This is a genomic window from Streptococcus rubneri (assembly GCF_004785935.1).
Lineage (GTDB): Bacteria > Bacillota > Bacilli > Lactobacillales > Streptococcaceae > Streptococcus > Streptococcus rubneri.
The window spans coordinates 947,373-962,306 of the sequence record NZ_SRRP01000001.1; the positions used below are offsets into that span (position 1 = coordinate 947,373).

Sequence of the window (14,934 nt, forward strand, 5' to 3'; positions counted from 1 at the left end):
AAAACCAATATGAAATTATATTTTGTCCGTCACGGACGTACTGAATGGAATGAGGAGGGCCGTATCCAAGGGGCAAATGGCGACTCCCCGCTGTTAGAATCTTCCATCCAGCAGTTGGAAGCCTTGGGCCAGCATCTATCTCAAACATACTTTGACGCAGCTTATTCAAGCGACTTGCCAAGAGCCGTCCATACTGCTCAAATCCTCCTCAAACAAAATCAGCATCCCATCACCCTTCAAGAGGTTCCTGCTCTCCGGGAATGGCGACTTGGTAGGCTAGAAGGTAGAAAAATTATGGAGCTGAAAGCTCTCTACCCAGAGGAAATGAGGGCTTTCCGACACAATTTATCACAATTCCATCACAATCTATTCGATGCGGAATCTCTTTCTGATACGACCAAGCGGACCTGTGATTTTGTAAAAAGCTTGAAAGGAAAAGAACTCGATACCGTTCTTATCGTTGGACATGGGGCTAATTTAACAGCTTCTATTCGGACTCTACTTGGCTATAAACCAGAGGAACTTCGTAAAAATGGGGGCTTAGACAATGCAAGTGTGACCATTTTGACAACAGATGATTTTGAGCACTATCACTTAGAAAAATGGAATGATACCTCTTATATAGAGGACTAAAAAACACTGATCGCAAGATCAGTGTTTTCTTTTAGCTTATTTCATAGTTGGGAAGAGAAGAACATCACGAATAGTAGTCGTATCAGTAAGGAGCATGCAGAGACGGTCGATACCGATTCCCAGTCCTCCTGTTGGTGGCATACCATACTCAAGAGCTTCTACATAATCGTAGTCAATACCAGTTGCTTCGTCGTCTCCCAATTCTTTAGCACGTGCTTGTGCTTCGAAGCGTTCCAATTGGTCGATTGGGTCGTTCAATTCTGTAAAGGCATTGGCATATTCCTTGGTCATGATGAAGAGCTCAAAACGATCCGTGAAACGAGGATCCTCGTCATTCTTCTTAGCCAATGGTGATACAGCTACAGGGTGGCCATAGACAAAGGTTGGTTGTGTCAAGGTTTCTTCCACATATTCTTCGAAGAAGGCATTAATGATATGACCCACTTCAGTGTAGTGTTTTTCAACTGGCACATGTTTTTCTTTGGCAAGGGCTACTGCTTCTTCAAAGCTCATGTCTTGCCAGAAGTCAACACCAGCAATTTCCTTGATTGCATCCACCATATGAACACGCTTGAATGGTTCATTGATCTTGATTTCAGTTCCTTGGTAGTCAACTGGACCATCCCCATGGATGGCTTTCGCAGCGTGTTGGATAATGCCTTCCGTCAAGTCCATAATATCTTGGTAGTCAGCATAGGCTTGGTAGACTTCGATGGATGTGAATTCAGGGTTGTGAGTAGCATCCATTCCTTCATTACGGAAGATACGTCCGATTTCATAAACGCGCTCCATTCCACCAACGATCAGGCGTTTCAAGTGAAGTTCGGTCGCAATACGAAGGACCATGTCAATGTTTTGGGCATTGTGGTGAGTGATAAACGGACGCGCAGATGCTCCACCAGCCTCGTTGTGAAGGACAGGAGTTTCTACTTCAAGGAAGCCTTGACCATCCAAGTAACGACGGATTTCTGAGATGATTTTTGAACGAGTTACAAAGCGCTCGAAACTTTCACGGTTAGAAATCAAATCCAAGTAACGTTTGCGGTAGATGGTTTCCACATCTGAAAGTCCGTGGAATTTTTCAGGCAAGGGACGAAGAGCTTTAGACAAGTGTGTGATGTGAGTAGCTTTGATTGAAAGCTCACCCATGTCTGTCCGCATCACTTCTCCTTCTACCCCAAGGAAATCTCCAAGGTCTGCCTTTTTGAAAATTTCATAATTTTCTTCACCAACTGCGTCTTTACGAACGTAAATTTGGATTTGACCTTCACGGTCTTGAAGGTGGGCAAAACCAACCTTTCCTTTTCCACGTTTGGTCACAAGACGACCCGCAATAATGGCTGTTTCGTTCAAGTCATGAAGTTGTTCTTTATCTAATTCTGAATATTTTTCTTTCAATTGACCAGAATCTGCAGTACGTTCGAATCGCTTTCCAAATGGGTCGATTCCTTGTTCACGAAGGGCCGCCATTTTCTCACGACGGACAATCTGCTGGTCATTTAATTCTTCCATATGTTCAGTAGTCATTTGGAACCTCCTAAGTTATTCTCCCCTATTTTATCATATTTGACGGGGAAATACACTATTCTTGAGCAGGAAAAATGAAAAAAGGAATGGAAGGAAAGGGTTCCTTCTCCCTTTTCCATCACATTCCATTCATTCATGATCAAATTTTACTTCATCCGAATCAACTATGTAGGTCATTCATCCTTATTCATAGCGAAGAGCTTCAATCGGATCGAGTTTTGATGCCTTGCTTGCTGGTAAGATACCAAAGACAATTCCGACACAAGCTGAAAAGATGATACTTCCAATAGCCACCGACATGGAGACGACTGGAGGTCCTTCTAGAGCACCTGCAGCTGCTGTGGCGATGAGGGCATTGACACCATAGGCCAATCCCAGCCCGAGAATTCCTCCCATCATGGTCAAGACCATGGATTCGATGAGGAATTGAATCAAGATTTTTCCACGAGTAGCTCCGAGGGCTTTTCTCAGACCGATTTCACGTGTCCGCTCAGTCACAGAAACCAACATGATATTCATGACCCCAATCCCACCAACGAGAAGGGAGATTCCTGCAATCGCACCGATGACTGTTGTCATAATTCCGAGCATTTGATTGGTCTGCTCCAAGATACTATCCATGTTAAAGATTTGGAACTCTCCTTGGCGAACTCCCGATAACTCGGTTAATTTTTTCGCTGCTTCAATTCCAGTTGGTTTAATCTGTTTGACATCCGGGATATGCACCACAATAGTAGAAATTTCTTCTGTTCCAAATTCTGAAGCGACTTGGGTATTAGCCATCAAGGCACTCCCTCCAGAAGAAACTCCATACAAAGCAGATCCAGCATTTGGATCCTTGAAGATTCCTACCACCCGATAGTTATTGTCTCCGACAGCAACCACTTGGTTGAGGGCACTTTCTGTCCCAAACAAGGTCGAAGCTAAACCTTCATCCAACATGATGACCCGTGAGAAACTCTGATAGTCTGAAGCATTTAGTTTTCTTCCTGAAACCAATTCAAATTTTCTGACAGAGAAATAGGTATCATTGACCCCCATGATATTCACCCCTTCAGATTTTTTCTTCTGAAAGGAGATAGTGGCATTGGCTGTATTACCAACATAGTAGCCATCAATGCCAGGAATCTTGGTCAGTTCCTTGACCCATTCTTCTTGAACGACGGGTGGTGTTTCAAGGATTGGGTTGTCAACATCTTCGCTACTTTCCTCTCCATAGCCAGCTGGCGGTGACATTCCTTGGTCTTCTTCACTTGCAACACCGCCTTCCCCACCACCTTCAGCGCCACCTTCTTCTGAGACAGGTTCTGGGCCAAGATTAAAACCAGTCATGTAGCCACTCTTACGGGCGGAGTACGAAATCTGAACATATTGCTGATCCTTGGTAAAGGTCTTAGTCACTCCAGCTTTCATCCCATCTCCGAGAGCCATGATGACAACGACCGAGGCAACCCCGATGATAATCCCTACCATGGTTAAGAACGATCTCATTTTATGTCCCAAAATGGAACTAATGGCGAATTTCCAGTTCTGCATCAGACCCTCCTTTCATTGCGGCTATCCGAGGATATAACCCCATCTCGAATGACAATCTGCCGTTTGGCATAAGCGGCAATCTCCGTTTCGTGGGTTACCATGATGATGGTTTTCCCTTCTTGATTGAGTGCTGTCAAGAGCTCCATAATTTGATCGCCAGTTTTGGAGTCGAGAGCTCCAGTTGGTTCATCCGCTAAGATAATAGAAGGATGATTGACCAAAGCACGCGCAATGGCCACCCGTTGTTTTTGCCCTCCAGACAATTCCGAAGGAAGGTGGTGCATCCGCGTATCTAGTTCAACTTTCTTTAAAAATTGTTCAGCTAATTCCTTTCGTTTAGAAGGATTCACTCCTGCATAAATCAAGGGAAGCTCGACGTTTTGAAAGGCATTGAGTTTTGATAGGAGAAAGAATTGTTGGAAGACAAAGCCAATTTGCTCATTGCGAACTTGGGCTAACTTCTTCTCACTGAGGTTCCCAACCTCTTCCCCTTCTAGTCTGTACTCACCACTGGTCGGACGATCGAGAAGTCCAATGATATTCATTAGGGTCGATTTCCCAGAACCAGAAGGTCCCATAATGGCTAGAAATTCTCCCTCTTCTACTTCTAAATGGATATCCTTTAATACCTGCAAGGTTTGATCGCCATTTTTATAACTTTTATTGATATTTTTCAGCTCAATCAATTTTGTCATATTTTCCGACCTCTTTCCCATCTTCCAAATCTCCAGAAGGGTTGATGATCACTTGCGCATCTTTCTTCAAGCCAGATAAGACTTCTTGGTTTTCTGCATCTGCATTTCCTAAGGTAACATTGACTTTTTTAGCCTTGCCAGCTTCAATGGTCCAAACATAGCTTTGATCACCATCTGATAAGACACTTGTCACAGGAACTAAAGGATGGATAGTTGAACTTTTCACTTCAATATTAACAGAGAAACCTTGCTTCAAATCACCAATCTCACTGGTAATATCTACCGTAAATGGATATTTAGCTCCCCCTGTTCCTTGGCCAGAACCTGCAGCACTTGCACCTGCCTGACCTGCATCGGTCGGATAGTTGGCAACGTAGCTAATTTTTCCAGTCCATTTTTTCCCAGGATAGACCTTAGAGGTTAAAGTCACTTCTTGACCAACTGAAATGTTGGCTAGATTGTATTCAGACAACTCACCTTTTACTTGAAGGTTACCATTGCTGACGATATGAACAAGGGTTTGATTGGTTCCGGTTGTTGATTTTGAAACATCTTTATTAACTTCTACAACCGTTCCATCTGTACTACTTTTTACGGTTGTAGCATCCAACAAAGCTTTAGCTTTTTCCATATTGGCTACAGCATCCGCACGGGCATCGCGTAAATCACCCACTTGTGTGTCCAAAGAGCGTTGGGCTTGAGAGGCTGATTTGCTATCTGCTTCCTCATCCCCTGTTGTATCAATGGTCACTCCATTGGTCATGAGATCGTTCAATTGACGATCTGCCTTATTGACCGCACGTACCGCCGCGTCATAGGCAGATTGTGCCTCTGTACTACTATATTGGACAATAGCTTGCCCAGCAGTCACTTGATCCCCGACGTTCACTAAGATAGATTGCAAATCTCCCTTGGTTCCGTCAAAGTAAATATATTGTTCTTGATTGGCCGTGACTTTACCTGTCAATAAGACAGAGGAAGCAATCGACCCTTCTTTCACCGTTTGCACCATAGGCGTCATATCGACCATTTCTTCAGGGCCAGCGCTTGATGTTCCAAAAGCAAGCCAGCTCCCCATTCCTACAACTGCTAGTGCAGCACCTGTCGCTGTAATAATTTGCCATTTTTTAAATTTCTTCATTTCTTTCCTCCAGTATTCGAGAGCGTTTCAAATTATAAGTTTAGTATATCATATTTCCTCATTTTTCAATTCAGAATCATCTGTTTTGCACGTTTTTTTTGCTATCTTGTTTCCTCCTCCTATTCAACGATGGCAATTCCTTGATTTTTGTAACCTATATTGTTACAATGAAAGTGTAAATCAACAAAGGAGTACTAACCATGAAAGAATTTGATATTATCTCCATTGGTGGAGGTAGCGGAGGGATTGCCACCATGAACCGTGCTGGAGAACATGGAGCCCGCGCCGCTGTTATTGAAGAAAAACAATTAGGGGGGACCTGTGTCAACAAAGGATGTGTCCCTAAAAAAATTATGTGGTATGGCGCTCAAATTGCAGAAGCCATTCGTGATTACGGTCCAGATTATGGGTTTACTTTTGAACAGACCAATTTTGATTTTGCGACATTAAGAAAAAATCGCGAAGCCTATATTGATCGAGCTCGTTCTTCTTTTGATGGCAGTTTTAAACGAAATGGTGTGGAGTATATCCAAGGTCGCGCTCGCTTTGTCGATGCCCATACGGTTGAAGTCAACGGGGAAACCATCAAAGCTAAACATATTGTGATCGCTACAGGGGCTCATGCTTACATCCCAGATCTACCTGGAGCAGACCTAGGAGAAACCTCTGACGATGTCTTTGCTTGGGAAGAACTACCAAAATCAGTGGCTATTATTGGCGCTGGTTACATTGCGGTAGAACTGGCTGGTGTCCTCCATGCCCTAGGTGTTAAGACGGATCTCTTCGTTCGCCATGATCGTCCCTTAAGAAAGTTTGATTCCTACATTGTCGATGGCTTAATGGAGGAGATGGATAAACAAGGATTGCCTCTCCATCCTCAAAAGGTTCCTGTTCGACTCACGAAGGAAGAAAATGGTCAAATCCGAGTTTATTTTGAAGACCAAACATCTTTTGTCGCTGATCATGTCATCTGGGCAACAGGGCGAAAACCAAACGTCCAAGACCTCCATCTAGAAGCTGCAGGCGTCACCTTAAATGAGAAAGGATTCATTGCAGTAGATGAATACCAGAATACGGTTGTTCCTGGCATCTATGCCTTGGGAGATGTAACAGGTGAAAAAGAATTAACCCCAGTCGCTATTAAAGCTGGGCGCACTCTATCTGAACGACTCTTTAATGGAAAAACGGATGCTAAAATGGACTATTCAACCATTCCGACCGTCGTCTTTTCTCACCCTGCAATCGGTACCGTTGGCCTGACCCAGGAAGAAGCCGAAAAACAATATGGCAAAGAAGCCATCAAGGTCTATACTTCTAGTTTTGCCTCTATGTATTCAGCTGTGACCCAACATCGTCAGCTGGCTAAATTTAAACTCATCACTGCAGGACCGGAAGAAACCGTTGTCGGTCTCCATGGTCTTGGATACGGGGTGGATGAAATGATCCAAGGATTTGCCGTTGCTATCAAGATGGGAGCCACAAAAGCTGATTTCGATGCGACAGTCGCTATTCATCCAACTGGATCCGAAGAATTCGTTACCATGCGCTAATATCAGAAAAGGTTTGTTCGACAAGCCTTTTTCTTATGTTTAAATTTTAATGTATCATCGTTGAAGCTTCCATAGTCTAATCTTTCATTTTACCTTTCTTACCTTACATTTTTGTAAGATAAGAACCTTCGAAAGAATGAAATCTAGCTTCTCTTAAGATATTAAAAAAAGAGACTGGGACAAAAGTCCGGCCTCTCAATTGTCTTTGGATTGTCGAGTAAGACGCAGTGGTTGAGTGGGCTCTACTACGCTGATTTCATCAGCTTTTACAGCCCTACTCAACTGTGCGAAGGTGGGACGACGAAATCGAATTCTAACGAATTACCGATTTCTGTCCCACTCTCTCTGTTGTTTATGGCAAGATAGCAATGGCACGAACAGGTGAACCAGTTGCCTTATCCCAGTGAGGGAAGGCAATTGAAATCAAGGCACCTACTGCTGGTACTTGATCCAAGTGGTTCAAGACTTCAACTTGGTAGATATTTTGTTCCAAAAGGTAGTATTCATTGACCAAGCCATGCTCTGCTGCTGGAATACCTGCATCAGTATCGAAGGTTTCATGACCCACAGCCTTGACATGGCGTTCATGAATCAAGAATTCCAAAGCTTCTCGGCTCCATCCTGGACTTTGTTGAACCCCATTTTCATCTAGGTTACGCATAGCATCTTGATCTGGCCAACGTTTTGACCAATCACTACGGAAGGCGACAAAGGCCCCTTCTGCAATTTGTCCATATTCAGCTTCAAAATCTAAAATATCTTGTTTGCTCAAGATAAAGTTTGGGTTGGCTGCTACTTCTTTAGACTTGTCGATAACATAGAGTGGCAAGAGAAAATCTTTGAGGTCAATCTCATCCAACCAACGGCCACCTTCTACAAAATGAATCGGAGCATCAATATGCGTTCCGTATTGACCAACCACTGTAAATTTTTGGACATGGAAGCCATCTTTTAGTGTGAAAAGGTCTTCTTGTTGCAAAGCAGGGAGAGCTGGAAAGTGAGGACTTTCTGCATTGATCTGGTGACTCAAGTCCACCCATTTTTTAGCTTGCAATTCTTTATAGATACTTAGTAAATCTGACATATGGATTCCTTTCCTATAAGGGCTACACGAAATAAACGAATAAGGTTATTATAACAGTCCATCTCATCATCCACAATGATTTGCGTTAATCTTGTTTTCTTGAATGGGATATAGTTTCAAGCTATAGTTATTGAAAGCATCAAAAAAGAGAGTGGGACAAAAGTCCTAGCCTCTCAATTGTCTTTGGATTATCGAGTAAGACGCAGTGGTTGAGTGGGCTCTACCACGCTGATTTCATCAGCTTTTACAGCCCTACTCAACTGTGCGGAGGTGGGACGACGAAATCGAATTCTAACGAATTACCGATTTCTGTCCCACTCTCTTTCTTACTCAGTCTACTACTGTTTAAATGCATCTAGCAGAACTTGGAATTCTTCATTGGTCAAAGTGATCCCTTTGCCCATCTTACTATGATCTGGGCTCCAAGTTCGTAGGTCATACTTAGCAGGCGCTCCATTAAAGCTAACCCGATTTAACTCCTTGGTCCATCCTTTTTCATTTTCAGATAAGACTAATAATTGTTCTTCGATTTCAAAAGTAAAATCTGCCATTTTCTTCTCCTTTTTCTTTTATTCAACTGAATAATTCGTAAAAAATTTTACAAAATGAATGAAATTTTCTATAATATATTGTATCAACTTATGGAGAATTATGCTATGAAAAGATTTCTCGAGATTCTGAAGGACCGAGCGAATGAATTTTTCAACGATAAAACCTCTCAACCAGCTCCTCTCGAGGATGCTAAAATAATTCAGATTATTGAACTGGCTCTCCGCAAAAAACAAGGGGTCCATGTCATTTTCCAAAATAAGAGTTTTACAGGCGATATCGTGAAATATGACCAAGAACGAAAACAACTCATTGTCAAGAATTTTAAAAAGAGTATGTCGACCATTATTCGCATCTCTGATATTCAAAAAATTAGTTTAGTTCCACATACGATTCGAATTGCACAACAAAAAACACCGTAGGCTTTTTAGCAAGAAAAGCAGGCGGTGTTTTTATTCTGTTCAATGTAATCAGGCGCGAACTGTTTGGCTCGTTCCATCTTCCTTATAGAGGTTAATTAAGCCCTCTTTTAAAGCACGAATCATGTCACCTGGTTCTACACGAGTAGGCATATGGATAGTCAGTAGCTCCATCGGATTTGGAGCACGGTCAATTTTATTGCCATTAGCGTCATGCAGATCCTCAATCACAGTTTCAAAATGGCGGAATCCTGGTCCATAAAATTCAACCTGATCTCCTTCATGGATAACATTCCGTTGACGGATGGTCGCAATTTGCTTATCTGCATCATAAGCAACGACTTCTCCAACAAACTTGTATTCTGGAATCTTGCGACGAGCCCCAAATAATTGCTCGTTTTCGGAAGGAGTACCATAATAAAAACCGGTCGCTAGCTCGCGTTGAGCCACTTTCCACATCTCATCAATCAAATCTTGCTTGATTGCTTCAAACTTCTCCGGACTTTCCAAATAAGCATCAACAGCTGCCTTGTAACAGTTTGCTACGGTAGAGACATAGTGAATGGACTTCATCCGTCCTTCAATTTTCAAGCTGTCCACACCATTTTCAATCATATCCGGGATATGATCAATCATAGACATATCCACAGCTGACATGGAGAACTCTTCTGGGATTTCCCCTTTTAAGCTCTTACGTTCTTGTCCAAAAGGCATATCGTAAAGATCATACTTCCAGCGACAGGATTGGGAACAACCACCACGATTGGCATCCCGCATACTCATATGATTGGAAAGAGTACAGCGACCAGAGTAGGAAATACACATCGCTCCATGAACAAAAGCCTCGATTTCAACATCCGTCCTCTTACGGATTTCTGCCAGTTCTTCCATAGAGACTTCACGAGCTAATACAACACGTGTCAAGCCCAAGTCTTTCCAGAATTCTAGAGTTTCATAGTTAGTGGCACTGGCTTGTGTCGATAGGTGAATTTCCAATCCTGGTGCTTCAGTTGCTGCAATAGTAATCAAGGCAGGATCTGACACGATAACGGCTGCGATCCCGATATCTCGCAAACGACGGAACCATTCTCCAGCTCCAACTTCATTTCCTTCGTGCATGACCATGTTAGCTGCAACATAGACTTTGGCACCAAACTGGGCTGCAAATTGAACCCCTTCTTCCATTTGTTCAAATGTGAAGTTCCCTGCACGACTACGAAGACCATAGGCCTGACCACCAATAAATACAGCATCTGCACCATAGCGCACAGCTACTTTTAGTTTTTCCAAGGTTCCAGCTGGTGCTAAAACCTCAGGTCTTTTCAATTGTTTTGTCATCATATCTCCTAGTATATTCCAAGTATATTAGTTAGATTATCAATCTTGTATATTTTATAGCAAATTCAGCAGAAAGGCAATGATTTGAGCATGTTTTTAAAATTCTTATTGTCTACTCTCTACCAAAAAGGAAGGCCTGCTCTTTTTGGCAGGCTTTTCTCCTTTATTTAACCATGTCAGGATCATAGTCATAAAATCCAGTGTCAAGGAAACGATTCTTGGGATGCAATTGGTGAATCTGTTCATCCAATAGATAGGCTTGATCAGAAGTGAAAGTCCCAGCTTCCAATAGCTCCCGAGCTTTCACGAAACACTTAGCAATTTCCACAAAGTTTTGACCAGGTGTGTAAATTCCCTCCAACTTCCAATGGGTAAAACCATGTTCAACCAGCTCTGGTAGTTTGGTCATCAAATCCAAGTCATTATTGGCAAAGATATGAGTTCCATGTTTGTCTTCAAAGATGGAGTAATGGCTATCTGGATCTCCAGGTTCGGCAAGAAAGAGGTCACGTTCTCTCGTCTTCTCGTCATCAATATGAGTAAAATTATAATAATTTTGCAAGAGAGGACGTTTAGAGTGGTGAATGACACTCGCCCCATAAACCAAAACCTCTGCAGGAATCTCCAAAATTTCTGGCATCTGGAAGAGTTCGGCAGATGGAATTTCTCGAGCAAGAACAGCTTCAGAAACACCTGCTTTTTGTCCCCAGAAATTGATTTGACGACTACTTGTCACCATGGTAGAAGCATCATAGATTGTTTTAAAAGTATAGCCATCCCTCTTCAATACATAAAAGACACCGGCATCTCCCACTGTAATATAATCCACCTCAATGGATGCAAGGAAATCTAAAAAAGGTTTGATATTGTCCATCATATCTTGGTGCATCAAGGCATTGACGGCTACTGTTAATTCTTTTCCAGCCTCATGAACCAGCTCAGAAATTCGACTTAATTCGTCATACGAAAAAGTATGGGGAAGTCGTAATCCGTACTCTTTTTCACCAACATAAATACGGTCTACCCCTGCTTCTAGAAGAGCTTGAACCTGTTCGATACTCTCAGCTGTAGCTGTAATAATAATCTTATTCATGAAAACTATTATACCAAAAAAATAATTTGGCTATTTAAATTTCTTAATTTTGTAAAAATTGTAACATTTTTGTAACATTTATAAGCTCAAAAACATGTTAAAATAAGAGAGTACTGTTAGGAGAGAGAAATATGCCCGCAAGAAAAATACGAAAGTTTGAAGATTACGACTATCTCGAAGTCCCTCTTCAACAAGAGAATACAACAACTAATTATGATTTTAATCTTGATACTGAACCAGCTCCGCAATTAAGTGAATTACTATTTTTCCTTAATATTGCTGTCTTCTGTATCTTAACCGTTTTGTTTAGCTTCATCTTTTTGTCAACGAAGATGAATACCTTCTTTGCTTTTGCCCTAGCAATTGTATCTAGCTTCGGAAGTATCCAAGCCTTCCGCTTCTTCAAGCTAAAACGCAAAAAGGACTAAGAATGAATTTTTTAGCCTCCTTCGGGAGGTTTTTTAGCATTCTCTGACTTCTAATCTATAAGATTAAAACAAGAACCCTCACCTAGTGGTGAGGGTTCTTGTTTATTCGGCTTCTACATCATCTTCAACAGTCGTTTTTATTGCTTCTGAAGCTACTGGCTTATCTTCTAAATCTAAAACGATTTCTTCACTTTCTAACTCTGATTTAGAAAGTAAAGGAGCTACTTGACTTCCTGTCTTTTGTTGAATTTTATCTTTAATCGTTTGGATAGCATCTTGGGAGAAGTCTACAACCTCTTGGGTTTTATCTTTAACGGTTTCCATCACCGTTTCTTTTGTAATTTCTCCTTTTTCTACCTTCTCCTTGGTTTGCTGAATCGCATCTGTAGCTTGTTTAGAAAAATCTACTGCAGTTTGTTTTACGGACTCATGGACATCTTGTGGGTGTTCCTGGTATTCTTTGACAAATCCTTTGACTTTACCAGTCCATTCTTTCCCTTTTTTTGTTGTCAGGAAATAGGCGGCAGATGCCCCTGTGATAGTTCCGATTAATAATGATGATAAACGTCCCATAGGGTACCTCTTTTCTTATTTAAATAATTTCATAGCCATGCGAGCAGCTTTTAAACCAACTGACGTTTTGATGGTCTTTTTACCCGCTACAACGGCTTTTTTACTAATTTGACGAGCTTGATCATTAAGATCCGATACCGATACGGACAAATCCGCTACCGCTGTAAAGAGCGGATCGATGGTTGCAACCTTTTGATTCAAATCTTCTGTCAATACATTGACTTTTGCTAATAATTCGTTGGTATGATGCAAGGTTACATTGACATCAGAGGTCAATGTTTTAATCGTAACCTGAGTCTCATCCACAACCTTTCCAATCTTGGAAAGGAAAAAAATCAAGTAGATGACCAAGGCCACCAGAGCCAATCCTAAAATTCCATAGGCAATTTCAATAAACATTTCTTTTCTCCTTAACTTGTTTCAATTTGATAAAAGGACGCCTTCTTTTTCCTTTGATAAATAATGATCCCAAGACCCAACATAATGAGGAAGAGGGAGAGCCATTGAGAGACTCGAAATCCTAAGAACATCAGGCTATCCGTTCGCATGCCTTCGATGACCATCCGTCCAAAACCATACCAGATTAAGTAGAAGGCTGTGATTTCTCCTTTTCGGAGAAAATATGGACGTCGACGGAGAAGGATTATGAGCACAAAGCCAAGTAAATTCCAGCTAGATTCGTATAAAAATGTTGGCTGTCGATAATGCCCATCAATATACATCTGGTCTCGAATGAAAGCAGGCAAGTAATCTAAATTCTTCACAATAGCCCCATAAGCCTCTTGGTTAACAAAATTGCCCCAACGGCCAATACTTTGAGCAATCATGACACTCGGTGCAGCGATATCTAAAAAATCAACCGGGTCAATCAAACGACTGCGTGAAAATAGGTAGAGGACTAGAGCCCCTGCAAGGAGTCCACCATAGATAGCAATCCCACCGTTCCATACGGCAAAAATCTCTCCTGGATTTTCCCTGTAATATGACCATCGAAAAATAACATAGTAGAGACGGGCACCTATAATGGCTACTGGAAAGGCGATTAGAATGAAATCTATGATATCGTCTGACTCTATCCCTTTACGAGGGGCTTCTTTCATAGCAAGGATGACCGCTAGGATTAAGCCAAATACAATACAAATTGCGTACCAACGAATACTGAAGGGACCAAATTGAATAGCCACAGGATTCATTCTTTCACCTCATTCTGACCAATCAACTGGGTTAGTCGATCTTCAAAGGTTTTGGTAGCATCATATCCCATTTCCTTAGCACGATAATTCATAGCCGCTGCTTCAATGACAACCGAAATATTGCGACCTGTTTTAACGGGGATGCGAATTCTTGGTATGGTCACTCCACAGAACTCAATTTCTTCTCCATTGTTTCCTAAACGATCATAGGTTTGTTCCTTGGTGTAGTTTTCCAAGTAGACAGCGATTTGAACCTGTGAAGAATCTTTCACTGCACTGGCACCATAGAGACTCATGACATCAATGATTCCTACTCCCCGAATCTCCAACATATGGCGTAGAATTTCAGCAGGCTCACCCCACAAGGTCATCTCATCACGAGCAAAGACATCTACTCGGTCATCCGCCACCAATCGATGGCCTCGTTTGACGAGTTCTAACCCAGTCTCACTCTTCCCGATTCCGCTATCTCCTTGGATGAGAACCCCCATTCCATAGATATCCATCAATACTCCATGGACACTGGTTCGTTCAGCAAGGAGAGAATCTAGGTAGCTTGATAGTTCACCCGACAAGCGACTAGTTGGAACTCGACTGCTTAGAATGGCGATTTGCTTTTCCTCTGCAGCTAGGAGCATTTCTTCAGGAACCTCTAGATCCCGCGCTATAATGAGTACGGGCGTTTCCGGCTGAAACATCTTTCTCAATACTTGGTGTCGATTGTGGGAGGTCATCTTGATGAGGTAAGACCACTCTTTCATCCCAACCAATTGAATCCGCTCTGGAGTATAGTAATCAAAATATCCTGTCATTTCAAGTCCAGGTCGTGAAATATCTGCCGTTGTAATCTCCTTATCAAAGAGACTTTCATTGCCATAAATAACCTTCAAACGAAGCTTTTTAATTAAATCTCGGACTGTTATTGCCATAGGCTTCTCCCTTTTTCTTTTCTCTTTCTATTATAGCAAATTATTCCCTGGTAAGACTTGCTCAAGCATCATTTTTTAGTATCGAAACTGAGGCTATTATTCTCACACGCATTCCAGTACCCTTTGATTTCCCTATTTATCCTTTTTTCCCATTTTTCAATCGTTTCTTCTTTTGAAAAAAAGATGAGAGTGGGACAGAAATCGGTAATTCGTTAGAATTCGATTTCGTCGTCCCACCTCCGCACA

General features: G+C 41.9%; 16 protein-coding genes. 4 read left to right on the plus strand and 12 right to left on the minus strand.

Annotation, left to right across the window (positions count from 1 at the left end; translation table 11 throughout):
* Positions 1–9: 9 nt before the first annotated feature.
* The gene (locus E5S68_RS04780) at positions 10–633 is read left to right on the plus strand and encodes a histidine phosphatase family protein (protein ID WP_135782566.1); all 624 of its coding nucleotides are present in this window, start codon (positions 10–12) and stop codon (positions 631–633) included.
* Between the two features lie 36 nt (positions 634–669).
* Here E5S68_RS04780 and lysS read toward each other — a convergent pair whose 3' ends face one another.
* The 4 genes from lysS to E5S68_RS04800 form a co-directional block, all read right to left on the minus strand.
* Complete coding sequence (gene lysS / locus E5S68_RS04785; protein WP_135782567.1) at positions 670–2,160, minus strand: lysine--tRNA ligase; 1,491 nt, start codon at positions 2,158–2,160, stop codon at positions 670–672.
* 183 nt (positions 2,161–2,343) lie between these two features.
* Entirely contained in the window at positions 2,344–3,696 is a 1,353-nt protein-coding gene (locus E5S68_RS04790) for an ABC transporter permease (protein WP_135782568.1), read from the minus strand.
* Entirely contained in the window at positions 3,696–4,391 is a 696-nt protein-coding gene (locus E5S68_RS04795; protein ID WP_135782569.1) for an ABC transporter ATP-binding protein, read from the minus strand. Before E5S68_RS04795 ends, E5S68_RS04790 begins: the two co-directional genes overlap by 1 nt.
* The gene (locus tag E5S68_RS04800) at positions 4,375–5,532 is read right to left on the minus strand and encodes an efflux RND transporter periplasmic adaptor subunit (protein ID WP_135782570.1); all 1,158 of its coding nucleotides are present in this window, start codon (positions 5,530–5,532) and stop codon (positions 4,375–4,377) included. The genes E5S68_RS04795 and E5S68_RS04800 overlap by 17 nt, the downstream gene beginning before the upstream one ends.
* A 200-nt stretch (positions 5,533–5,732) precedes the next feature.
* Here E5S68_RS04800 and gorA point away from each other — a divergent pair, with 200 nt between their 5' ends.
* On the plus strand, positions 5,733–7,082 hold the full coding sequence (gorA, locus tag E5S68_RS04805) for a glutathione-disulfide reductase (RefSeq protein ID WP_135782571.1): 1,350 nt from the start codon (positions 5,733–5,735) through the stop codon (positions 7,080–7,082).
* A gap of 352 nt (positions 7,083–7,434) precedes the next feature.
* On the opposite strand, the gene E5S68_RS04815 is transcribed toward gorA, so the two are convergent.
* Both E5S68_RS04815 and E5S68_RS04830 read right to left on the minus strand, forming a co-directional pair.
* Positions 7,435–8,166 carry a cyclase family protein gene (locus E5S68_RS04815; RefSeq protein WP_135782572.1) on the minus strand — a complete coding sequence of 244 codons (732 nt, stop codon included), beginning with the start codon at positions 8,164–8,166 and terminating at the stop codon, positions 7,435–7,437.
* A gap of 338 nt (positions 8,167–8,504) precedes the next feature.
* A complete protein-coding gene (locus tag E5S68_RS04830) occupies positions 8,505–8,717 on the minus strand; it encodes a YdbC family protein (RefSeq protein ID WP_135782573.1) in 213 nt (70 codons plus the stop codon).
* A gap of 90 nt (positions 8,718–8,807) precedes the next feature.
* Here E5S68_RS04830 and E5S68_RS04835 point away from each other — a divergent pair, with 90 nt between their 5' ends.
* Positions 8,808–9,137 carry a hypothetical protein gene (locus E5S68_RS04835; RefSeq protein WP_167470830.1) on the plus strand — a complete coding sequence of 110 codons (330 nt, stop codon included), beginning with the start codon at positions 8,808–8,810 and terminating at the stop codon, positions 9,135–9,137.
* A 48-nt stretch (positions 9,138–9,185) separates the two neighbouring features.
* Here the strand turns inward: E5S68_RS04835 and E5S68_RS04840 are convergent, their stop codons facing one another.
* Both E5S68_RS04840 and E5S68_RS04845 read right to left on the minus strand, forming a co-directional pair.
* Positions 9,186–10,472 (minus strand): peptidase U32 family protein, encoded by a 1,287-nt coding sequence (locus E5S68_RS04840; RefSeq protein ID WP_135782575.1) that lies wholly within the window; start codon positions 10,470–10,472, stop codon positions 9,186–9,188.
* A 163-nt stretch (positions 10,473–10,635) separates the two neighbouring features.
* Positions 10,636–11,565 (minus strand): peptidase U32 family protein, encoded by a 930-nt coding sequence (locus E5S68_RS04845; protein ID WP_135782576.1) that lies wholly within the window; start codon positions 11,563–11,565, stop codon positions 10,636–10,638.
* A 131-nt stretch (positions 11,566–11,696) separates the two neighbouring features.
* On the opposite strand from E5S68_RS04845, the gene E5S68_RS04850 reads away from it, so the two are divergent.
* The gene (locus tag E5S68_RS04850; protein ID WP_135782577.1) at positions 11,697–11,993 is read left to right on the plus strand and encodes a DUF3270 family protein; all 297 of its coding nucleotides are present in this window, start codon (positions 11,697–11,699) and stop codon (positions 11,991–11,993) included.
* Between the two features lie 102 nt (positions 11,994–12,095).
* Here E5S68_RS04850 and E5S68_RS04855 read toward each other — a convergent pair whose 3' ends face one another.
* From E5S68_RS04855 to hprK, 4 genes are read right to left on the minus strand one after another with little or no spacing between them, the layout of a single operon-like run.
* Positions 12,096–12,566 carry a YtxH domain-containing protein gene (locus E5S68_RS04855; RefSeq protein ID WP_135782578.1) on the minus strand — a complete coding sequence of 157 codons (471 nt, stop codon included), beginning with the start codon at positions 12,564–12,566 and terminating at the stop codon, positions 12,096–12,098.
* Positions 12,567–12,581: 15 nt separating this feature from the next.
* Positions 12,582–12,965: a DUF948 domain-containing protein gene (locus E5S68_RS04860; protein WP_135782579.1), complete on the minus strand. Its 384-nt coding sequence runs from the start codon at positions 12,963–12,965 to the stop codon at positions 12,582–12,584.
* A gap of 11 nt (positions 12,966–12,976) precedes the next feature.
* On the minus strand, positions 12,977–13,759 hold the full coding sequence (lgt, locus tag E5S68_RS04865; RefSeq protein WP_135782580.1) for a prolipoprotein diacylglyceryl transferase: 783 nt from the start codon (positions 13,757–13,759) through the stop codon (positions 12,977–12,979).
* On the minus strand, positions 13,756–14,688 hold the full coding sequence (gene hprK, locus E5S68_RS04870) for an HPr(Ser) kinase/phosphatase (protein WP_135782581.1): 933 nt from the start codon (positions 14,686–14,688) through the stop codon (positions 13,756–13,758). The genes lgt and hprK overlap by 4 nt, the downstream gene beginning before the upstream one ends.
* Positions 14,689–14,934: the final 246 nt, after the last annotated feature.

What these genes read in the sequence shown, in the direction of transcription:
- E5S68_RS04780 (WP_135782566.1), top strand. Translation starts at nt 10, where the DNA reads ATGAAATTATATTTTGTCCGTCACGGACGTACTGAATGGAATGAGGAG.
- lysS (WP_135782567.1), bottom strand. Translation starts at nt 2,160, where the DNA reads ATGACTACTGAACATATGGAAGAATTAAATGACCAGCAGATTGTCCGT.
- E5S68_RS04790 (WP_135782568.1), bottom strand. Translation starts at nt 3,696, where the DNA reads ATGCAGAACTGGAAATTCGCCATTAGTTCCATTTTGGGACATAAAATG.
- E5S68_RS04795 (WP_135782569.1), bottom strand. Translation starts at nt 4,391, where the DNA reads ATGACAAAATTGATTGAGCTGAAAAATATCAATAAAAGTTATAAAAAT.
- E5S68_RS04800 (WP_135782570.1), bottom strand. Translation starts at nt 5,532, where the DNA reads ATGAAGAAATTTAAAAAATGGCAAATTATTACAGCGACAGGTGCTGCA.
- gorA (WP_135782571.1), top strand. Translation starts at nt 5,733, where the DNA reads ATGAAAGAATTTGATATTATCTCCATTGGTGGAGGTAGCGGAGGGATT.
- E5S68_RS04815 (WP_135782572.1), bottom strand. Translation starts at nt 8,166, where the DNA reads ATGTCAGATTTACTAAGTATCTATAAAGAATTGCAAGCTAAAAAATGG.
- E5S68_RS04830 (WP_135782573.1), bottom strand. Translation starts at nt 8,717, where the DNA reads ATGGCAGATTTTACTTTTGAAATCGAAGAACAATTATTAGTCTTATCT.
- E5S68_RS04835 (WP_167470830.1), top strand. Translation starts at nt 8,808, where the DNA reads ATGGAGAATTATGCTATGAAAAGATTTCTCGAGATTCTGAAGGACCGA.
- E5S68_RS04840 (WP_135782575.1), bottom strand. Translation starts at nt 10,472, where the DNA reads ATGACAAAACAATTGAAAAGACCTGAGGTTTTAGCACCAGCTGGAACC.
- E5S68_RS04845 (WP_135782576.1), bottom strand. Translation starts at nt 11,565, where the DNA reads ATGAATAAGATTATTATTACAGCTACAGCTGAGAGTATCGAACAGGTT.
- E5S68_RS04850 (WP_135782577.1), top strand. Translation starts at nt 11,697, where the DNA reads ATGCCCGCAAGAAAAATACGAAAGTTTGAAGATTACGACTATCTCGAA.
- E5S68_RS04855 (WP_135782578.1), bottom strand. Translation starts at nt 12,566, where the DNA reads ATGGGACGTTTATCATCATTATTAATCGGAACTATCACAGGGGCATCT.
- E5S68_RS04860 (WP_135782579.1), bottom strand. Translation starts at nt 12,965, where the DNA reads ATGTTTATTGAAATTGCCTATGGAATTTTAGGATTGGCTCTGGTGGCC.
- lgt (WP_135782580.1), bottom strand. Translation starts at nt 13,759, where the DNA reads ATGAATCCTGTGGCTATTCAATTTGGTCCCTTCAGTATTCGTTGGTAC.
- hprK (WP_135782581.1), bottom strand. Translation starts at nt 14,688, where the DNA reads ATGGCAATAACAGTCCGAGATTTAATTAAAAAGCTTCGTTTGAAGGTT.